Below are 19,426 nucleotides of genomic sequence, written 5' to 3'. Positions count from 1 at the left end.
AATGACGGATTGATCGGCGTACTGAATTTCCCTCAATCCTGGATATTGGATAATGGTGGCGTCGTAGTGCACCGCCGTTTTGCTTATTTGATCATCATTGGTTCGGGCAGCGAGCTGTCGGAAAACAGCGGATAGAGCACGCGCGCATTGGGCAGCTGATAGTGCCACCATTCGTGATCATAATATTCAAACCCTGAACTGACCATGATACCGAGCAGCAAAAACCGGTTGGCTTCGGCCTGTTTGGAGATCAGATCAGACCCGTGATAGGAGCGGATATGCATTTCATCAAACCCTGCCCCCATATCCAGTTCCTTGCCGTTTTGATCAATCAGGGTTAGATCAATGGCCACACCACGACCATGTGGCGATCCGAAATCCGGATGGGCGACGAAATCGGGGTTGGGCGTATGGTTCCAAAGCGCACGTTGTGCTTCCTGGGGCCGGAATGCATCAAGAATGCGGAGCTTCACACCCTGACGGCGCGCCATGGCAGAGGCCTTTTTCAGGCACTTGGCCGCATCCGCATGAAGATAGCAGGCAGGTCGTGTATAAATCGGTGCCCCGGTGAAATTGCGATCCGTGGCATAGACGATATCAATTTCGACATCATATTCTTGTGGCGTAATTTCGACCAGCGCCATCGCCGGAGGCCCCCTGTTCTTGTCGTTCACCGATTACATAAAGAAAATGCTGACTGGACAGTCGCACCGATTGGATAAGGCCGACCATAGCGCATCCGATGCGGCAAAGCCAAAGGCCGAAAGGTCCGGGCCGACGATTTTGGCGATTGATACCGCCTCAACGTCGCTGTCGACTGCGGTTCTGATTGATGGCGCGGTCAAGGGCGAGCTCTATGAAGATATGGAACGCGGTCAGGCCGAACATTTAATCGGCTTTATCGCCAAAAGCCTAGAGGTCGCCAAAGTCGATTTTGGCGATCTTGATGGCATCGCCGTAACGGTGGGGCCGGGTGCTTTTACCGGCATGCGCATCGGCCTTTCGACCGCGCGCGCCCTTGGTCTGGCGCGCAAGATCCCGGTGGTCGGGGTCAGTTCGCTTGAAGCGGTGGCCTATGGCGTGTCCGAGCGCGATCAGCAGGGTCGCAATATCCTGGTCGCGCTTGATAGCAAACGAAACGAGATTTTCGCCCAGGCCTTTGATGGTAAGAAACGCCCGCTCAGTACCCCGGAATGTGTCGCGCCGCGTCAGGCGCTGATGATGGCGCCGCCGGGTGATACGTTGTTGGCCGGTGATGCGACCCCGCGTCTTTTGACCGCGGCTGCACATGCCCCGGATGCGTTTTATGATTGCACCGCCCCCGGTCTGCCACGGGCGGGGAATGTGGCACGGATCGCGGCGGAACGCTGGGAAAGCGAAGAAAATCTGGCGCCGGTGCCACTTTATCTGCGGGCCCCCGATGCACGACGCATCGAAGATCAGGGGCCGCAGAAAAAGAAATGACCCCACCCAGCCCCACCGATGGCCGTTCTGATGGCGACACCCCGGATATTGCAGTGGTGCCGCTAACAGCAGCCTTTGCGTCGGTGGCCAGTGCGCTGCATGCCAAGGGGTTTGAGGATGCGTGGGACTCGGACGCGATCATTCGCCTGCTTGATGTGCCTGGTGCCTTTGGCATTTTGGCGTATCGTCCCGGTGATCCGGCGCAAAATGCCCAGGACGAACCACTTGGCTTTGTTCTGATGCAAACCGTTCTGGACGAAGCGGAAATCAATACCATTACGGTCGATCCCGATGCGCGCCGGATGGGGGTTGGACGGGCACTCCTGAAAGCCGTTGAGGAGCGCCTGCAGGAAGCGGGGGTAACCCGCATGTCGCTGGAAGTGGCGGTCGATAATGACGGCGCGATTGCGCTTTATCGGCAGAACGGTTTTGCCGAGGTCGGACGCCGCAAAGGCTATTATGCCCGCCAGGACGGGCGTAAAGTTGACGCACTGGTTCTTGAACGTTTGCTCTAGAAGATTTTCGGGCCCACGGATTTGCGATCCGACATATGATAGGAAGTTTGGTTTCCCAATAGGGTCTTAGGCAATTTGGAGTAATTTTAATCCGCTATATCCACATAAATAGTGTGGTTTTGAACGCCAACCTGTTGTAGTGTAAGCCTGCATTGGAACTGGCGGTTTCACGATCCCTTGCGGATTGTAAGCCGGTAGGTGCCCGGTGTGTCAGCGATTTCGACCAGTTCGATGACTTCGTCGCCCATCTCGGTTACCGAGCGCGGAACGTTTTTAAGCGGCTCTCCTGCGCCAAGGGTAACTTCAAGAACCTGACCGGGTGTCATGGTTTCGAGTTTGAGGCGGGTGCGCACAAATGTCATCGGGCAGACATCGGAAGTGATGTCTAGTTTCTGGTCCGGGATTGTGGTGGCCATGCGGTCTCCTGCCTTGATGCGTGACTTTGAAGTAGCGTCCTTCATCGCGGGTGGCAAGTGGCCACGAGAATGCCGATATGATTGTGATTGTTGGTGATTGATACCGGCGATTTACAGGAAGCGGAATTTATCGCGAATTCGACCTTGCGATATGTGGCGGATTTTTCGATATTTAGCCACAAGAGATCGACGCTTGAGACACGTCTCGGCTGGGGACAGGTGGAACCGGAAACGGAAACGAGAAACAAGACAATGCTTGCAGAATCAACTATCGAGCAGAAATGCATCGACGCGGGTCTTAAAATGACCGGCCAACGCCGGGTGATTGCCCGTGTACTTTCTGAGTCCGAAGACCACCCGGACGTCGAACTGGTTTATCGTCGGGCGACCGAAATCGATCCGAAGATTTCGATTGCGACCGTGTATCGCACCGTGCGCCTGTTCGAAGAGGCCGACATCCTTGAAAAGCACGATTTCGGTGACGGTCGGGCCCGTTACGAGGAATTGACCGAAGAGCATCACGATCATCTGATCGACATGCGCTCGGGCGAGGTGATCGAGTTTTCGAACGAAAAAATCGAAAAGCTTCAGGAAGAGATCGCCAACGAACTGGGCTTCCGCCTGGTTGGCCATCGTCTTGAGCTTTATGGTGTTCCTTTGAAAGACGGCAAGTAATTCTTCCGTTCAATCGCGCACGCGACTTCTGATTTTCAAGGCCACTTGCTGATCTCGGCAAGTGGCCTTCATATTTTTGTTACCTGTTCTTCACAAAGCCTTCACTCGCTCTTCACGCTGTTCTTGCGCAAAATCCGTGCAGTTGAACGAAAGGGTGTTGTCATGCGTGACGAAAAACAGCTTCAGCGGCTTGAGGTGCGCCTCGCCGAGAATCAGGATGAAATTCTCGCCAGCCAGAAGCTCCGCTATAAAGTGTTCTATGAAGAGCGCGGCGCGAAACCAAGCGACGAAATGGCGGCCGAAAAGCGCGACTTCGATCACTATGATCCGCTGTGCGACCATCTGCTTGTTCTTGATCACAGCCGCGGCGTTGGTGCCGATGCGGTTGTGGGCACCTATCGTTTGCTGCGCCAGTCGGTTGCCAATGAACATGGCGGCTTTTACAGCGCGGACGAATACCACATCGAAAGCATGCTCAATGCGGTGAAGGAAACCGGCGAAATCATGGAGCTGGGTCGTTCCTGTGTCGAAGCCGAATACCGCACCATGCCGACCTTGCAGCTTTTGTGGCAGGGGATCGCGGCCTATGTTTTCAAATACGACATCAAATTGATGTTTGGCTGTGCGTCTTTCCACGGGACGGACCCGGATGCCTTCAAGGATGTGCTGACGTACCTGCATCACAATCACCTTGCCCCCGAAGACATGCGCCCGCGCGCGATTGCCGATCGCTACGAGCCGATGATGCGCGCCGAGATCGACGGCATTGACCAGCGCCAGGCGCTGCGCGATCTGCCGCCGCTGATCAAAGGTTATCTGCGGCTGGGTGGTTTCGTTGGTGACGGGGCGGTGATTGATCATCAATTCAACACCACCGATATTTGCATCGTGTTGCCGACCGAAAAGGTCACCGATCGCTATTACAAGCATTACGAACGTACCGCGAGGGTATCGTGAACTGCTATGTGTGTGCTGCCATCCGCCTGATGGCCTATGCGCTTCTGACGCTGGTTCTGTTGCCGGTTCAGATGGTGGCAATTGCCGCGCGATTGAAACTGGCTGATGAATTACCGCGCTTCTATCACGCGCTTTGCCTGCGCATCCTACATATCGAGGTCCGGGTTTCCGGCGTTGATATGATGGACGGGCCCGGCGTGATCGTCGCCAATCACGCATCTTATCTTGATATCCCGGTACTCGGTGCTTTAACGCGGGGCAGCTTTATTGCCAAGACCGAAGTCGCCGACTGGCCGGTCTTTGGTTTGCTTGCCAAACTGTCGCGCACTACGTTCATCGAACGTCGCGCGGCGCGCTCCCGTGAACAGAATGATCAGCTCAGCCAACGCTTGGGCAATGGTGACAAGCTGATCCTGTTCCCGGAAGGCACCAGCAATGATGGCAACCGGGTGTTGCCGTTCAAATCAACGCTGTTTGCCTCGGCCGAGCGGGTGATGCCTGACGGGTCACCAGTGCGCTTCCAGCCGATTTCGATTGCCGCCACCCGTCTTGACGGGGCGCCGATTGGCCGTGATTTGCGGGCGTTTTATTCCTGGTACGGGGATATGGACTTGGCCCCGCATTTGTGGCAGTTTCTCGCGCTCGGCAAGGTGACGGTGGAGATTGTGGTCCATCCGCCCGTGACGCTGGCAGATGCAGCCGGGTCGCGCAAGGAGCTTGCCCGGATGTGTGAAACCCGCGTTGCCCAGGGACATCAGGCAGCTTTGCGTGGTCTGCATCAGGGTGTGCCGGTTCAGTTGATTGACAGCGATCTGTCCGGTGAACTGATTGGCAGCTCGCCACTTGCGATCATTTCGGAAGATTTTCGACTGTTTGGTCCGGATCGACAGTTCGGCTCCTGACCGTTTTGCCGTATAATGCACCGGTTGATGTGAAATTCGGTTTCACCTGACCGGGATTTCAGATAACGAGATGTCCGACGGGTTCCGGTGAGTGCGTATGCGGAACTCAAGCGCGGTGTGAGCGATCACACCGCTTTTCGGCGTTTTGAGAGAGCGAAACGGATCTGGCGTGACGGAAGCGAAGAAACTTTTTGTAAAAACCTATGGCTGTCAGATGAATGTCTATGACAGTCAGCGCATGCAGGATGTTCTGGCGCCACTGGGTTACCAGTCGGTCGACAGTGCCGAGGGGGCCGATATGGTCATCCTCAATACCTGCCATATTCGCGAAAAGGCTGCCGAAAAGGTGTTTTCCGATCTGGGGCGCGTGCGCAAGCACAAGGAAGCCAAAGAAGCCCAGGGCGGCGACAAGATGATTGTCGCGGTAGCGGGCTGTGTGGCCCAGGCCGAAGGCGCGGAATTGATGAAGCGCGAACCCATGGTCGACATGGTGTTTGGTCCGCAGACCTATCATCGCCTGCCGGAAATGGTTGCGCGCGCCAACCGCGCGGTTGGCCGCAATCGCATCGTTGATACCGATTTTCCGGCCGAGGAAAAATTCGATCACCTGCCAGAGCAGGTTTCAAAACAGGGCTATTCGGCGTTTCTCGCCATTCAGGAAGGCTGCGACAAGTTCTGTACCTTCTGTGTGGTGCCCTATACCCGTGGGGCGGAATATTCACGCCCTGGTGCCGATGTCATCCGCGAAGCCAAGCAGTTGGTGGCCCAGGGCACGCGTGAGCTGACCCTTCTGGGGCAGAATGTGAATGCCTATCACGGTGAGGCCCCCAATGGCGGGGAATGGACGCTTGGCCGCTTGTTGCGCGAGCTTGCCGAAATCGACGGGCTGGATCGCATTCGTTACACGACGTCGCATCCGCGCGATGTGGATGAAGACCTGATTTCTGCCCATCGCGATCTGAAAAAGCTGATGCCGTTCCTGCATCTGCCGGTTCAGGCGGGGGGCGACCGGGTTTTGCAGGCGATGAACCGCAAGCATACCAACGAGGACTACCGCGAGATCGCCAAACGGCTGAAGGATGCCTGCCCGGACCTTGCGCTGTCATCGGACTTTATCGTCGGGTTCCCCGGCGAATCCGACAAGGATTTCGAAGACACGATGGAAATCGTCCGCGATATCACCTTTATTCAGGCTTTCAGCTTTAAATACAGCCCGCGTCCGGGCACCCCGGCATCGGCAATGGAATTGCAGGTACCCGAAAAAGTCAAAACCGAACGCATCATGCGTCTGCAAGCACTTCTGGCTGAACAGCAACTGACATTTAACCAGAACAGCGTCGGCAAGGAGATGGATGTTCTTCTGGAACGGCGTGGCAAATATGAAGGCCAGCTGGTGGGCAAAAGCCCCTATATGCAGCCGGTCCATGTCAGCGGTTTGCCGGAATCAGCACTTGGACAGATTGTGCGCTTGAAAATCAATGAAGCGCTGCCTAATTCCCTTGGCGGCGAACTGGTCGACGCCACCCGTAGCGACCAGAAATCTGAAAGGAACGTTGCGTGAGCGGCACCCCCACGAAAAGCAAGACCAACAGCAAAACCAAACATGCCCCCAAGGATTCCGATCAGATCGAGTTTCAGGACAACGCGCTTGCGCAGGTTTTGTACGGACCGCAGGCCGAAAACCTGACACGGCTGTCTGAACGCACCGGGGTTCAGGTTTCCAGCCGCGGGCTGGTGGTGATGCTGGCCGGTGATCCGGCCAAGGTCGCCCAGGTCAAAAAGGTTCTTGCCCAGCTGTATGCGCGTTTGCGTGATAAGGAAATCGATCATATCGATGTCGAAACAGTGGACGGTGCCGTGCGCCTTTCCGAGCCGGACGATGCCGATCCATGGAGCGGCCAGACCAAGGACATGTTTGGGGGTTCGCGTCTGACGATCCAGACCAAGAAGCGCCGTATCTCCCCGCGTTCCAAACGCCAGAAAGACTATGTCGAGGCGATCCTTGATAACGAGCTGATCTTTGGCATTGGCCCGGCCGGTACCGGCAAGACCTATCTTGCGGTCGCGATGGCGGTGCAGGCTTTTATCCTTGGTCAGGTGGATCGCATCATCCTGTCCCGTCCGGCGGTCGAAGCCGGTGAACGCCTTGGGTTCCTGCCTGGTGATCTGAAAGACAAGGTCGATCCGTATCTGCGCCCGCTTTATGACGCGCTGCATGACACGCTTCCGGGTGATGTCGTGATAAAACGCATGGAAAGTGGCGAGATCGAAGTCGCCCCGCTGGCATTCATGCGTGGTCGCACACTGTCGCATGCCTTTGTCATTCTGGACGAAGCCCAGAACACCACGCCCATGCAGATGAAAATGTTCCTGACCCGTCTGGGTGAAGGATCGCGCATGGTCGTGACCGGTGACATGACCCAGATCGACTTGCCAGACGGCACCAAGTCGGGTTTGCGCGATGCGCTTGAAACTATTGGCGATGTCAAAGGGGTTGCAACGATCAAGTTTGATCAGCGCGATGTCGTGCGCCATCACCTTGTGACCCGGATTGTGCAGGCCTATGACGCGGCTGATGCCCTGCGTGATCGTCTGAAAAAAGGCTATCGCGGCGAAAAGGACAGTGCAGCCAAGGATGCGGGCGATGACAGCACCGCTTGAACTGGACCTTGAGGTCGAAGCAGGCGACTGGCAAAGCGAAGAGGTTGCGGCAATCGAAGCCGCCGTGATCGCGACCCTTGATGGTGCGCTTTCCGATGGCGCGCTTTGGGATGACAACGCTGTTCCGAGTGATGGCACAAAGGACGAAGGCGATGGCGCATCGCTTTTATCTGTTGCGCCGGTGATCGAACTTGGGGTGCGGCTTTCCGATGATGCATCGGTTCAGGTCCTGAACCGTGACTACCGTGAAAAGGACAAGCCGACCAATGTGTTGTCCTTTGCCGCCCTTGAAAGTGCCGAGGATGCTGAGGCCTTCATGATGGCGCCGGACATGCCCTTGATGCTCGGTGATATCGTGATTGCGCGCGAAACCTGTGCCCGTGAAGCCATCGAACAGCAAAAGCCATTGAAAAATCATCTGGTTCATCTTGCGGTTCATGGCACGCTACATCTTGTCGGTTACGATCATATGGTTGATGATGAAGCCGAAGAGATGGAAGAGCTTGAACGCCAAATTCTTGCCGGACTCGGGATCGATGATCCCTATGCGCCGATTGAAGATGACCCAACGATAACTTGACCCAGTAACCGGTTTGTTTGAACAAAAGGATGTCGAAACCGACCCATGAACGACTCTAGTCAACGCGACGACGACCACGAGAGTATGCGCCCTCGCAACGGCGAGGATATAAATCAGGACGCCGAAAACGGCTCCTTATGGGACAATGTGGCCTCTGCCCTGGGGTTGAAGCGGGGCAAGTCGCGCAATGGCGAAGCATCGCTTTCTGATACGCTCGAAGAACTTGCCGAGCGGACCGAAGAAGATGACGAGCCGGTCTCGCTGCACGAACGTTCCCTGTTTGAAAACATTATTGCCCTTCGTGACATGACGGCAGAGGACGTCATGATCCCACGTGCCGATATTGTGGCGGTGCCCAAGAATATCGAGCTGCAGGACCTGGTCGATGCAATGGTCACGAAGGCCCATTCCCGTCTGCCGGTTTATGGTGACACCCTCGATGACATTGCCGGCATGGTGCATATCAAGGATGTGCTGGGCTGTGTTGCCGCCGGTCGCGAGTTTAGCCTGCAGTCATTGCTGCGTCGGGTACTATTCGTTTCGCCGGCCATTCGGGTACTGGATTTGCTTTCGGAAATGCGGCTGTCGCGAACCCACATGGCGCTTGTGGTTGATGAGTTCGGCGGCATTGATGGCCTGATCACGATCGAGGACCTGGTCGAGGAAATCGTCGGTGAGATTGATGACGAGCACGACATCGATCAGACCCCCAAACTGATCCGTCTTTCGGACGGGTGTTATATTGCCGATGCGCGTTTTGAGGTCGAGGACCTTGAAGAAAAGCTGTCCTTTGGCTTGCTCGATGAGGATGAAGACGAAGACATCGATACGCTTGGTGGTCTTGTCTTCTCGCTCGCTGGGCGTGTTCCGGCACGGGGCGAGTTGATCGAACATCCAAGCGGCATTCAGTTTGAAGTTCTTGATGCCGATCCACGGCGCATTCGCCGTCTGCGCATTCACATGGTGCGGCGGGACGATCAAACCGCTGCCGAGGTCGAGGGCACAGAAACGCAGGAAAAAACGGATGATTGAAGCCATGGCGCGCCGGTTTGCCGGTCTTTCGGGCTGGCGCAGGCGTTTTGTCTGGTTGTTATCCGGGGCGGTGGCGGTTTTGGCCCTGCCGCCCTTCTTTATCATCCCTGTTTTGCCGGTCTGTTTTGCCGTTCTTCTATGGAGCCTTGAAGGCGTTCGCTGCAACAAGGGTGCGCTTTCGGCTGGTTGGTGGTTTGGTACCGGCCACTTTGCGGCAGGCTTTTACTGGGTCAGTCATGCCTTTTTGGTACAGCCGGAAGTTTATGGCTGGATGATTCCGTTTGCCCTACTTGGGCTTGGTGGGGGACTTGCGATTTTCCCGATGCTGGCGGTCTGGGCAAGCTGGCGTCTTGGCGATGGTCTGATCCGTCGGGCGGCGCTGCTCGCCGTGTTCTGGGCGGTGGTGGAATATCTGCGCGGTCATGTTTTGACCGGTTTTCCCTGGAACCTTCTGGGCCATGTCTGGGCGATTGATGCCGCCCCGATGCAGTTTGCCTCGGTCGTCGGGGTTTATGGCCTTTCTTTTGTTACCGCACTGTTTGCGACCTTGCCTGCGGCCTTCATTGCCGGAAAGCAGGGAAAAATGGCCGCCTTGGGTGGGGTGATGATTGCGGTTGCATTGTGGGGTGGCGGTACGGTGCGCCTGATGATGGCAGGCCCGGATACATTCGATGTCGTGCTATCGGATTTACCGAGTGACGTTCCAATCCTGCAGATTGTTCAGCCCAATATTGCCCAACGGGAAAAATGGCGCCCGGAACTGCAAAACCAGCATTTTTCCCTGTTGCTTGAAATGTCGCGCCGCCCGGACGATTTGCGCCCGGATCAAAAGCGCATTGTTATTTGGCCGGAAACGGCTGCGACCTTTTTTGTTGAAACCCAGACCCACGCCCGTATGGACATGGCCAACATTCTTGGGCCGAATGACATCCTGATTACCGGGGCGCCGCGCACCTATCCCCGCGATACCGATGAATACAAGGTCTGGAATGCCATTCAGGTGATTGATGCCAGTGGTCAAATTGTCGCGAGCTTTGACAAGTTTCATCTGGTGCCATTCGGCGAATATGTGCCGTTTCGTTCGATCTTGCCTTTTCCCAAGCTGACCGAAGGGCGAACCGATTTTTCCGCCGGACCGGGCCCCCAGACGCTGTCGGTCAATGGGCTGCCAAGCTTTTCGCCGCTGATTTGCTACGAAGTCATCTTCCCCGGCGCGGTGATCGATGTCACAGATCAGCCCGATTGGTTGTTAAATCTGACCAATGACGGGTGGTTTGGTCGCAGCGCAGGCCCATATCAGCATATGGCAGCAGCCCGTTTCCGGACTCTGGAGGAGGGTCGGCCATTGGTGCGGGCAGCCTATACAGGAGTATCGGTAGTCTTTGACGCCTACGGGCGTAAGGTTGCAGACCTGCCCTTACGGGAGAGGGCTACCCTTCTGCTCCCCCTTTTGAGCGATAAAAACCATACAACAGTATATTATTTGTGGCGTGACTTGCTATTTTACGGTATTGTTACCTTCTTCGCCGTTCTCGCTATGGGATATAGACGCAAATTAAAATCCCTCTAGGCGGCTGAAAAATTTGCCAAACCGTCCGGAAATTGTCCCACAAAATCACGGACGGATAGGTCGGAGTGAAAGAAGGAACTACCTTAAATGTCGCCTAAGGATGAAAACACGATGGTAAAGAACACACGCGGTCGGGGTCGTGGCCGGACTGCAAGTGGCGCCCCAAATCCTGTCGATATTCACGTTGGTGCACGTGTTCGCCTGCGCAGGACACTTCTTGGCATGAGCCAGGAAAAGCTTGGCGAAGCAATCGGCCTGACGTTCCAGCAAGTGCAGAAATATGAACGTGGTGCCAACCGTGTTGGTGCGTCGCGTCTGTATGACCTGTCACGCGTTCTTGACGTGCCTGTATCATTCTTCTTTGACGACATGCCTGACGAGATTTCATCGAAATCGGTGCATGAACGTCGTGAAATGTCTGAAAGCCCGGACCCGTTCGACAACGACCCGATGAACCGTCGTGAAACGTTGGAGCTGGTGCGTGCCTACTACCGGATTACCGATCCGAACCAGCGCAAGAAAATCTTTGAACTCGTCAAATCGATGGGTGCATTGCAGGGCACTGATTCCGATCAGAAATAACCCGATTGACCGGACGATTTGGGCACAAGACGTGGTTTGCATGCAGTGAATCACGTCTTTGTCTTTTGCCCATAACCTTCGCCGAAACAAGGTCTTTCGGGTTACAGTTTTGCGGCAATGATGCTTGACCTTCACAGAGCGATCAGGCACAACCGATAAGACAGTTCGCTCAAGAACTGATCAATGTGGACGGATTTGGACCGCTTGCCACCACACAAAAAAAGGCTAAGTGGGCGCTAACGATACGGCCTCGTATCGGGAGCCCTCCGGTCCAGTTTTGGAAACCCATTACCGGAGAAGGTCTTATATGTCTCTTTCCGATTATCTATTTACCAGTGAATCCGTCTCGGAAGGTCATCCGGACAAAGTCTGTGACCGCATTTCCGATTCCATCGTTGATGCTTTTCTTGCTGCGGATGAAGATTCGCGCGTTGCTGTTGAAACGCTTGCTACTACCAACCGTGTGGTCCTAGCAGGCGAAGTACGTGGCCCCGAGAGCGTGACCAAAGAGGTCATGATCGAAAAGGCCCGCCAGGCAATCCGTGACATCGGCTACGAGCAGGATGGCTTCCATTGGGAGACGGCTGAAATCGACTGCCATGTGCACGAACAGTCCGTAGACATCGCACAGGGTGTGGATTCCGCTGGTGAAAAAGACCTTGGCGCTGGCGACCAGGGCATCATGTTTGGTTACGCTTGTGACGAAACGGATGAACTTATGCCCGCACCGATCCAGTTTTCGCACCGTATCTTGCGTGCCATGGCTGCGGACCGTCACTCGGGCAAAGCCCCGCAGTTCGGCCCGGATGCCAAAAGCCAGGTCACCCTGCGTTATGCCAATGGCAAGCCGGTTGCAGCGACCTCTGTGGTTGTTTCGACCCAACATGCCGATGGTCTGACCCAGGACGCCGTCCGCGAACTGGTTCTGCCATATGTCGAAGCCGCCCTTCCGGAAGGTTGGCTGCCACCGGCAGATGAAATCTACATCAACCCGACGGGTCGTTTCGTTATTGGTGGTCCTGATGGTGACGCCGGTCTTACCGGTCGTAAAATCATCGTGGATACCTATGGTGGTGCGGCCCCGCATGGTGGTGGCGCGTTCTCGGGCAAAGACCCGACCAAGGTTGACCGTTCGGCGGCTTATGCTGCGCGTTATCTTGCAAAGAACGTCGTGGCAGCTGGTCTTGCTGAAAAATGCACCATCCAGCTTGCCTATGCGATCGGCGTGTCCAAGCCACTGGCACTTTATGTCAACAACCATGATACCGGTAATGTTGATGAGCTGAAGCTGGGTGACGTTCTGCGTCAGCTGATGGATCTCAGCCCGCGTGGCATCCGTGAGCATCTTTCGCTCTGCCGTCCGATCTACACGCCGTCTTCTGCTTATGGCCACTTTGGCCGTCAGCCGACCGACGATGGTGGCTTCTCCTGGGAGCGCACCGATCTGGTTAGCGAACTGAAATCGGCCTTCGGTGCCTGATTGGCAGAAAACGCGTTGAAAAGTGCGATTTGCCAAAATCGCATGACGTGATAAGAGGCGGGCGGCCCGAAAAAATCGGGCCGCCCGTTTTGATTTTCAGACGACCCGACCCTTTATCCGACCCTGATCGACAGAAACGACCATGCGCAACAAAGACCGCCCGATTCCGACCGCTGACCGACCAAATTTCTATGGCCGTCGCGGCAGCCGCCCGCTCAAGGATTCCCGTAAGGCCCTTGTCGATGCCATGCTGCCTGAAATCGGGATTACATACCCCGATGCGGCTGGGGTAGACCCCAACAGCTATTTTGGCGCAAAGCCAAAGCAGCTTTGGCTTGAGATCGGTTTTGGCGGCGGGGAGCATCTGGCAGGGCAGGCCGAAGCCAATCCGGATGTCGGAATCATCGGCGCGGAACCGTTCATGGACGGGGTGGGAAGCCTGCTGCGCCATCTTGATGAGCGCAACCTCAGCAATGTGCGTGTCATCGCCGATGATTCGCGCCCGCTGCTTTATAAGCTGGTCGATGCCTGCTTTGATCGGGCGTTTTTGCTGTTTCCCGATCCGTGGCCCAAGAAACGCCACGCAGAACGCCGCTTTATCGGCCCCAAGAACCTGGCGCTGCTTGCACGTCTTCTCAAAGACGGGGCAGAGTTCCGGGTTGCCAGCGATGATATGCAGTATATTTCCTGGACCCTGCAGCATATGCACAACCACCCGGATTTCGAATGGCTGGCCGAGGGACCCGATGACTGGCGCACCCCACCCGGCGACTGGGTGAAAACCCGCTATGAGCAGAAGGCGCTGCGCCAGGGCAAGAAATGCAACTATCTGCGTTTCCGTCGTAAAAAACGCGCGGCCTGAACCACTCCATCTGACAATCTATATTGAGAAACCCGCCCGTTTGAGGCGGGTTTCTTTTTGTGATTACGTGGGATGATTGTACCCCTGTACGTCAGCATAAACAGGATTTTATTGAGAATGATTGTCATGTGCGATAATGTGGGTCGCTCATCTTCTTGATGTCGAAGTCAAACCGGCACGTTTTGGCCCCACCTTTATGCCGGTTTGCAGATCAGTCCAAAGGTCCGACCCGTGCCACATTGGGATGTAAACAAGCTCTTTCGTACCTACCATACGCGGCTTCTGCAGTTTGTGCGGCGGCGCAAGCTTTCATGGCATATGGCAGACGACATCGTGCAGGACACGTTCCTGCGCATCATTGCAACGCCGTCACTGCCTGAACAGGATTTTGCCAAGTCCTATCTGTATCGCACCGCGAATAATCTGGTGATTGATCATTTCCGGCGTGAACGGATCCTGAGCTTTGTCCCCGATCCGGATAAAGCATTTGAAATGCTGGCAGACGATACCCCGTCGCCCGAGCAAATCGCATGGTCACGTCAGGAACTGAAACGATTGCAGAAAATCCTGCAAAAACTTCCCAAGCATCAGCGAGATGTATTCATTCTGGCCCGCATCGAGGGTCTGACATATGTGCAGATCGGCGAAAAACTCGGGATTCCGAGCCAGACGGCCTTTAGCCGCATGGTCCGCGCACTCGGCCTTATCAAGGAAGCGATGGATCAGGCCGAAAAAAAGTGATCGGGACTTCGGATATCTCGCAGGCTCGTTCGTTAAAAACCAAGAGAGCGGATTTTTTCCCTGTGTTCGAATGACGCGGGAAAACCGGCCCAGCACAGCTGAAACCTGAAAATAACCAGACAATGGCACGAGCAAACAGCATGAACTCTTTGCGAGATCCGGTATCAGAGCAAGCAGCCTATTGGTTCGCCTTGCTGCTTGATGGCAGTGAAAGCGAAGAAGATCGCCAAGAATTTGCGAAATGGGTGGCGAAAGACCCGGCGCATGCAAAGGCATTTGCCGATATCGAGCGTCTGTGGAGTGGTAGCTCAAGCCTTAATATCACGTCTTCGAACCATATTGGGCGGCGCGCCATGTTGGGCGGATCTCTGGCTGCCATTCTGCTTGCAGGTGGCTGGGGGACGTATCGCTACCATCCGTTGGCCAATATCAGAACGCAAACCGGTCAGCGACGTGAAATCAGCATCCCCGGACAACGTGGGCGCAGTATTGTCGCCAGCAACAGCATTCTGTCTTTCGTTTCTGATGGCGGCATGACCGGGGTCGAAATACATCAGGGTGAAGCATGGTTCGAACATGAAGGCAGTGATGGTGCCTTTTTCGTTCGGGCGCGTAACGGCAGAACCCTGTCGACCGGCGGGACGTTTGATGTCGCCGCCTATGATAGTGAGGTCACAACAATCGCCGAAACCAATCCGCTTGTGGTCGATATTGCCGGTGGGCGCAATACCCTCGCACAGGGAAATGCCATCACATACGATGCCACAGGTGTCTCAAGGTCTGCGCATCCGGTTGATGTGCAATCCGCGCTGGCCTGGCGTCAGGGTCAATTGATCTTCATGGGCGAACCGCTTGGGCATGTTGCCACGGTGCTTGAGCGCTGGCAGCCGGGCAAGATCGTTATTATGGGCGACGCACTGAAAAGACGGCCGGTGACACTGGTCGTCGATCTGGACCGGTCGCGTGATGTCGTGCCCGTGCTTGCAGATGTCTTGCATGTCGATGTAACCCGTTTCACCGATTATCTGACTGTTATCCGGGACGTGTGAGCCAAATGTCTGGCTCTGTCTCGCAGAGGTCAGCGGGTATATAATTGCAAATAACAATTATTTTCAAAAAATATCATTTTGTTTCAGATAAGTGCAAAATCCCCTCGTCTGAGAAAGTAGCGAAACAACAATGCGACTAAGTTGCATTCGTGAAATCAGGAGACCATAATAAAATGCCTTCAGATGGGGTGGGTCGCCTCGGCGATACCAGAAAGACAACTCTCAAATCGGGCACATCCTTGGGGGGTGTGAAGGTTCTGGCGATTGGTGCGCTGGGCTATGGATTGATTGCAATGGCGCCTGCAGGGGCGACTGCACAATCAATCGAAAAATCTACCGCTGACATGCCGTCAGCATTTGAGATTGCACAAAACAGTTCATCTTCTTCCGGCCTTTCAAACGAGATCCATGCGTTTGACATTGAGTCACAGCCGCTTGCGATGGCACTGGTGGCCTTTTCGAGAATTTCCGGAGTTGATGTTGCAATTGACGGGTCTTTGCCCGACGGGGTTCAAAGCACCGCTGTATCAGGGAAGATGAGCGCGACCGACGCATTGGACAGAATGTTGTCGCAAAGCGGTCTCAGCTGGGAAGCCCTGAACGCGACGACGATCTCGGTCATCGATCCAAGCGGTGTAAGCAATGATGATAATGACTTCGTGACAGCACCTGTTGTCGTGACGGCAAGACGTCGCGTAATGGGGCCGAATGGTGTTCCCGATGAGGTTTATTCCACCCCCGGCTCTGTGGCGGTGATCACCCAGGAAAGCATGCGCAAAGCCCCGGTGCGTGAGGCACGCGACATCTTCAACCAGGTTGCTGGTGTTGATGTTTCAAATGATGCCCGTGACCCGGGATTGACTGTAAATGTGCGCGGCCAGCAGGAAATGGGGCGTGTAAACGTCAATATCGACGGTGCACGTCAGAACTATAACCAGACGACACATGGCACATCTTCGCGTGTGTATCTCGATCCCGCCTTGTTGGCAGAAGTAGAGATCGAAAAATCCAACCTTAACCAGAATGGTGGCGCTGGTTCATCCGCAGGTATTGTCACAATGCGTACCCTGAATACCCAAGACATTCTGGATGATGGTGAAAAATGGGGCGGCAAGGTCAATGTCAGTCACGGTACAAATGAGTACGAATTTGCCGGCGACGTCGCGGCAGGAGTCAGGGTTGCGCCGCGGTTTGATATTTCGGCTGCGGTAAGCCGGAAAGTCATTGGTAACTACAGTCCGGGCAAACATAACCCGGCGCTGTTTACTGATGGAAACGACAATTTTCATGACGTTTACAGTTCCCGGCCCGAATATACCTTTCTTCGTCAGACATCCGGCCTGGTGAAAGCCAATGTCTTCCTGACAGATGATCAGGAACTCAATCTTGGCTATGTCGGTTCAAAGAGCAATTACACCAAGACCAATGATGTCACGAACACAAAGCCCGATTTGAACGAAACCAAAACCCATACCTTGACTGCAAAACATAACTGGAATCCGTCAAGTGATATGGTCGATCTGGATACCAATGCCTATTGGACCCGAACGGAAAGCAACCAATATCGACCGACCAGATTCAATAGCAATGGTACGGTCAACCAAAACCCCTACGACACCGACTACAAACTTGATACGACGGGTCTTGATCTGGCCAATACCAGCAGATTTGACCTGTTCTCGGTGGGGGATGGTTTAAGCAATGTCAGTTTTGACTATGGAACCGAGTTTTATCATGACCGGGCAAAGACAACTTCGGAAGTCGAAGATCTTGGTGGGTCTGGTGCCGCCTATCAGGCAGAAGGGACAACGCCTTCTGGCGAGCGTGACGTTTATGGCGGCTATGTGACTGCGACTTATGGCTGGAACGACATGTTTCAGATTAATGGTGGTTTTCGTTATGATCGCTACGAATTGACGGGTGACTCTTACTGGTGTGAAGCATTACCCGGTGGTTTCACATCGCAGCAGTGTGGCAGTGGAAATGATGTTCCCATTGACGTTGATCTGTCAGAGGACCGGATTTCTCCATCTATCGGCGCAAGCGTGACGCCGTATCCAGGTCTGCAATTCTTTGCCAATTATCGTGAAAACCTGCGGGCCCCTACGATCATGGAAACCATGTTCAAGGGGATGCATATTGGTGAACAGCCGGTTACCTATTTCTCGAACGCCAATCTCAAGGCCGAAGAGGTTGAAACCAAGGAAGTTGGTGTCAACCTGATGTTTGATAACGTCATTCAACAGGGTGACGGGTTCAGGGCTAAATTGTCTTACTATCGCTCAACAATCGAGAATTACACGACTGTGGGCTTTGTGCCACTTCCATCCCTTCCGACTGCCAACTGGCCATCAGTTGGGGCTGGCATGGTCAACCTTACCGATCCTGTTTATATGACCGGTACCGAGCTCGAGGCTTTCTATGATGCTGGCGAGTACTATTTCGGCGGCACACTGACCACATCAGACATCGATCTGATCGGGAATTACAATCAGTTCATTCTTGATACTACCTATTCTGCCGCTGCGCAGAGTGCAGGTACTTACGGTACCGTGGGTGGCTTGTTCGGCATTTATGCTCCGCCCAAACGCAAATATACGCTTGATGGCGGGTTCCGTCTTTTCAATCAGGATCTTGTATTGGGGATGCGGGCGACCTTTGTTTACCCGGAAGAAAACTATGGTTCTCAAGTCGGGTCGGTGAGCCTGTCGACCGTTGGTGGCGAGTATTACAAATACCGTGTCTTCGATTTCTACAGTTCTTACGAGATTAACGATGCTGTGAAGCTGCGGTTTGCCGTCAATAACCTGTTTGATGAGGGGTATGTTCAAGGAAGCGGAGGAACGTATGCGCCGGCACCGGGACGTACCGCGATCATCAGCCTTAGCGGCAACTTCTAAGCCGTTTTAAAAGGAAAAATGCCACTCACCGGTCAGATCATTGATCTGACCGGATAAACTTGTTTTGGATTTCGTTAACGTATTGATTTTAAACATTATTTTGTTGACTCATAGTGAGAATAAGAGTCATCCTCACTATATCGTTCCAATGGTTGGGGCGAAAAAATAGGAGATGTCTAAATGACTATTGCAATTGATCTGAACGCAGATGGTTCCGGTAACGGTGTTGATCTGCACGGTCTGCTAGCAGATTTCGATGCCAATTTTTCCAAAGGTACGTTCAACTGGGGTCAGTTCCTGAATGGTGGCCTTTTTGACGGTCCGCAATACTACCTCAGCGATGAAGATAGTTCTTCGAGCTACACCGATGGTTTCCTCGCAACCACCGGCGGGGGTGATGAATTCACTTATGACATCAGCACCCACGAGATCGTCGGAAATCTCGACGAACTCTCTTTCGGTGAGACTCTGGTGCAGGATGGCAACGGCGACTACTCCCTGAGCGACTCGTCGGTTGATATTTCTGGCTTGGACCTGAGCAGTTCGGAAACCGGTACGGTTCTGACCGCTCTTTACGGCGGTGACAGTTCCGAGTTGCAGTCTGTTTTTGATTCCGAAGGTGTCGAAATCAACGGCAGCACTGGCGATGACGTGATCGGCGGTTGGGCTGGTGATGACGTTCTGACCGGCAACGGCGGGGCGGACACCTTTGAGTTCGATACCTCGTCAAGCTTTGGTGACGACACCATCACCGACTTCACCGATGGTACCGACCTTCTTGATATCGATTACAACTCGGTCACCATCGGTGATGATGGCGCAGGCAATGCCGTGATCACCCATGCCAATGGCGCCGTCACCCTGACCGGTGTTGATTTCAACGACCTTGATGCAACGGACTTCGTTTAACGAAAACGGCCCGTCCCGCAAGCCGCGGAACGGGCACAAAGTCTTGATTGCAGGGTGCCGCGTAACAGCGGCACCCACCCAAACCTAACTCAGATGACTGGTGTATCAAAAGCGTGTTTGTCAAAGCATCC

19 protein-coding genes are annotated in these 19,426 nt (G+C 54.5%); 17 read left to right on the top strand and 2 right to left on the bottom strand.

Going from position 1 to position 19,426, the window contains the following annotated elements:
- Positions 1-83 precede the first annotated feature (83 nt).
- On the bottom strand, positions 84-644 hold the full coding sequence (ddpX, locus tag ACXAIA_RS01120) for a D-alanyl-D-alanine dipeptidase (protein WP_475347719.1): 561 nt from the start codon (positions 642-644) through the stop codon (positions 84-86).
- A 70-nt stretch (positions 645-714) separates the two neighbouring features.
- Between ddpX and tsaB the strand changes: the two genes are divergently transcribed.
- Positions 715-1,464: a tRNA (adenosine(37)-N6)-threonylcarbamoyltransferase complex dimerization subunit type 1 TsaB gene (gene tsaB / locus ACXAIA_RS01115; RefSeq protein ID WP_475347718.1), complete on the top strand. Its 750-nt coding sequence runs from the start codon at positions 715-717 to the stop codon at positions 1,462-1,464.
- Complete coding sequence (gene rimI, locus ACXAIA_RS01110; protein ID WP_475347717.1) at positions 1,461-1,979, top strand: ribosomal protein S18-alanine N-acetyltransferase; 519 nt, start codon at positions 1,461-1,463, stop codon at positions 1,977-1,979. Before tsaB ends, rimI begins: the two co-directional genes overlap by 4 nt.
- Positions 1,980-2,146: 167 nt before the next feature.
- On the opposite strand, the gene ACXAIA_RS01105 is transcribed toward rimI, so the two are convergent.
- Complete coding sequence (locus tag ACXAIA_RS01105; RefSeq protein WP_475347716.1) at positions 2,147-2,395, bottom strand: sulfurtransferase TusA family protein; 249 nt, start codon at positions 2,393-2,395, stop codon at positions 2,147-2,149.
- Positions 2,396-2,647: 252 nt separating this feature from the next.
- Here ACXAIA_RS01105 and ACXAIA_RS01100 point away from each other — a divergent pair, with 252 nt between their 5' ends.
- The 15 genes from ACXAIA_RS01100 to ACXAIA_RS01030 all read left to right on the top strand — a co-directional run bounded on the left by ACXAIA_RS01100 (position 2,648) and on the right by ACXAIA_RS01030 (position 19,295).
- Positions 2,648-3,070 carry a Fur family transcriptional regulator gene (locus tag ACXAIA_RS01100; protein ID WP_475343191.1) on the top strand — a complete coding sequence of 141 codons (423 nt, stop codon included), beginning with the start codon at positions 2,648-2,650 and terminating at the stop codon, positions 3,068-3,070.
- 162 nt (positions 3,071-3,232) lie between these two features.
- Positions 3,233-4,027, top strand: coding sequence for a GNAT family N-acetyltransferase (locus ACXAIA_RS01095; protein WP_475343192.1), 795 nt, complete (start codon positions 3,233-3,235; stop codon positions 4,025-4,027).
- On the top strand, positions 4,024-4,929 hold the full coding sequence (locus ACXAIA_RS01090; protein ID WP_475343194.1) for a lysophospholipid acyltransferase family protein: 906 nt from the start codon (positions 4,024-4,026) through the stop codon (positions 4,927-4,929). Before ACXAIA_RS01095 ends, ACXAIA_RS01090 begins: the two co-directional genes overlap by 4 nt.
- Before the next feature lie 169 nt (positions 4,930-5,098).
- Entirely contained in the window at positions 5,099-6,490 is a 1,392-nt protein-coding gene (gene miaB, locus ACXAIA_RS01085; RefSeq protein ID WP_475347715.1) for a tRNA (N6-isopentenyl adenosine(37)-C2)-methylthiotransferase MiaB, read from the top strand.
- Positions 6,487-7,590 carry a PhoH family protein gene (locus ACXAIA_RS01080; RefSeq protein ID WP_475347714.1) on the top strand — a complete coding sequence of 368 codons (1,104 nt, stop codon included), beginning with the start codon at positions 6,487-6,489 and terminating at the stop codon, positions 7,588-7,590. Before miaB ends, ACXAIA_RS01080 begins: the two co-directional genes overlap by 4 nt.
- Positions 7,574-8,170: an rRNA maturation RNase YbeY gene (gene ybeY, locus ACXAIA_RS01075; protein WP_475347713.1), complete on the top strand. Its 597-nt coding sequence runs from the start codon at positions 7,574-7,576 to the stop codon at positions 8,168-8,170. Before ACXAIA_RS01080 ends, ybeY begins: the two co-directional genes overlap by 17 nt.
- 45 nt (positions 8,171-8,215) lie before the next feature.
- A complete protein-coding gene (locus ACXAIA_RS01070; protein WP_475347712.1) occupies positions 8,216-9,202 on the top strand; it encodes a hemolysin family protein in 987 nt (328 codons plus the stop codon).
- Positions 9,195-10,772 carry an apolipoprotein N-acyltransferase gene (gene lnt / locus ACXAIA_RS01065; RefSeq protein WP_475347711.1) on the top strand — a complete coding sequence of 526 codons (1,578 nt, stop codon included), beginning with the start codon at positions 9,195-9,197 and terminating at the stop codon, positions 10,770-10,772. Before ACXAIA_RS01070 ends, lnt begins: the two co-directional genes overlap by 8 nt.
- Before the next feature lie 111 nt (positions 10,773-10,883).
- Complete coding sequence (locus tag ACXAIA_RS01060; RefSeq protein WP_475343210.1) at positions 10,884-11,354, top strand: helix-turn-helix domain-containing protein; 471 nt, start codon at positions 10,884-10,886, stop codon at positions 11,352-11,354.
- A gap of 307 nt (positions 11,355-11,661) precedes the next feature.
- A complete protein-coding gene (gene metK, locus ACXAIA_RS01055; RefSeq protein WP_475347710.1) occupies positions 11,662-12,834 on the top strand; it encodes a methionine adenosyltransferase in 1,173 nt (390 codons plus the stop codon).
- A 142-nt stretch (positions 12,835-12,976) separates the two neighbouring features.
- A complete protein-coding gene (gene trmB / locus ACXAIA_RS01050) occupies positions 12,977-13,696 on the top strand; it encodes a tRNA (guanine(46)-N(7))-methyltransferase TrmB (RefSeq protein ID WP_475347709.1) in 720 nt (239 codons plus the stop codon).
- A gap of 231 nt (positions 13,697-13,927) precedes the next feature.
- Positions 13,928-14,437 carry an RNA polymerase sigma factor gene (locus tag ACXAIA_RS01045; RefSeq protein WP_475343218.1) on the top strand — a complete coding sequence of 170 codons (510 nt, stop codon included), beginning with the start codon at positions 13,928-13,930 and terminating at the stop codon, positions 14,435-14,437.
- A 140-nt stretch (positions 14,438-14,577) separates the two neighbouring features.
- Positions 14,578-15,486, top strand: coding sequence for a FecR family protein (locus ACXAIA_RS01040; protein WP_475347708.1), 909 nt, complete (start codon positions 14,578-14,580; stop codon positions 15,484-15,486).
- A gap of 173 nt (positions 15,487-15,659) precedes the next feature.
- Positions 15,660-18,386, top strand: coding sequence for a TonB-dependent receptor (locus tag ACXAIA_RS01035; protein WP_475347707.1), 2,727 nt, complete (start codon positions 15,660-15,662; stop codon positions 18,384-18,386).
- Positions 18,387-18,566: 180 nt separating this feature from the next.
- Complete coding sequence (locus ACXAIA_RS01030; protein WP_475347706.1) at positions 18,567-19,295, top strand: calcium-binding protein; 729 nt, start codon at positions 18,567-18,569, stop codon at positions 19,293-19,295.
- Positions 19,296-19,426: the final 131 nt, after the last annotated feature.

Source organism: Thalassospira sp. ABL2_045, from assembly GCF_056161285.1.
The sequence above is the reverse complement of the archived record's forward strand: the minus strand, read 5'-3'. Positions and strand labels throughout refer to the sequence as shown.

Coding starts and splice junctions, on each gene's coding strand:
- rimI (WP_475347717.1), top strand. CDS start 1,461: ATGACCCCACCCAGCCCCACCGATGGCCGTTCTGATGGCGACACCCCG.
- trmB (WP_475347709.1), top strand. CDS start 12,977: ATGCGCAACAAAGACCGCCCGATTCCGACCGCTGACCGACCAAATTTC.
- ybeY (WP_475347713.1), top strand. CDS start 7,574: ATGACAGCACCGCTTGAACTGGACCTTGAGGTCGAAGCAGGCGACTGG.
- ACXAIA_RS01060 (WP_475343210.1), top strand. CDS start 10,884: ATGGTAAAGAACACACGCGGTCGGGGTCGTGGCCGGACTGCAAGTGGC.
- ACXAIA_RS01100 (WP_475343191.1), top strand. CDS start 2,648: ATGCTTGCAGAATCAACTATCGAGCAGAAATGCATCGACGCGGGTCTT.
- ACXAIA_RS01035 (WP_475347707.1), top strand. CDS start 15,660: ATGCCTTCAGATGGGGTGGGTCGCCTCGGCGATACCAGAAAGACAACT.
- metK (WP_475347710.1), top strand. CDS start 11,662: ATGTCTCTTTCCGATTATCTATTTACCAGTGAATCCGTCTCGGAAGGT.
- ACXAIA_RS01070 (WP_475347712.1), top strand. CDS start 8,216: ATGAACGACTCTAGTCAACGCGACGACGACCACGAGAGTATGCGCCCT.
- lnt (WP_475347711.1), top strand. CDS start 9,195: ATGATTGAAGCCATGGCGCGCCGGTTTGCCGGTCTTTCGGGCTGGCGC.
- ACXAIA_RS01040 (WP_475347708.1), top strand. CDS start 14,578: ATGAACTCTTTGCGAGATCCGGTATCAGAGCAAGCAGCCTATTGGTTC.
- ACXAIA_RS01095 (WP_475343192.1), top strand. CDS start 3,233: ATGCGTGACGAAAAACAGCTTCAGCGGCTTGAGGTGCGCCTCGCCGAG.
- ddpX (WP_475347719.1), bottom strand. CDS start 644: ATGGCGCTGGTCGAAATTACGCCACAAGAATATGATGTCGAAATTGAT.
- ACXAIA_RS01105 (WP_475347716.1), bottom strand. CDS start 2,395: ATGGCCACCACAATCCCGGACCAGAAACTAGACATCACTTCCGATGTC.
- ACXAIA_RS01030 (WP_475347706.1), top strand. CDS start 18,567: ATGACTATTGCAATTGATCTGAACGCAGATGGTTCCGGTAACGGTGTT.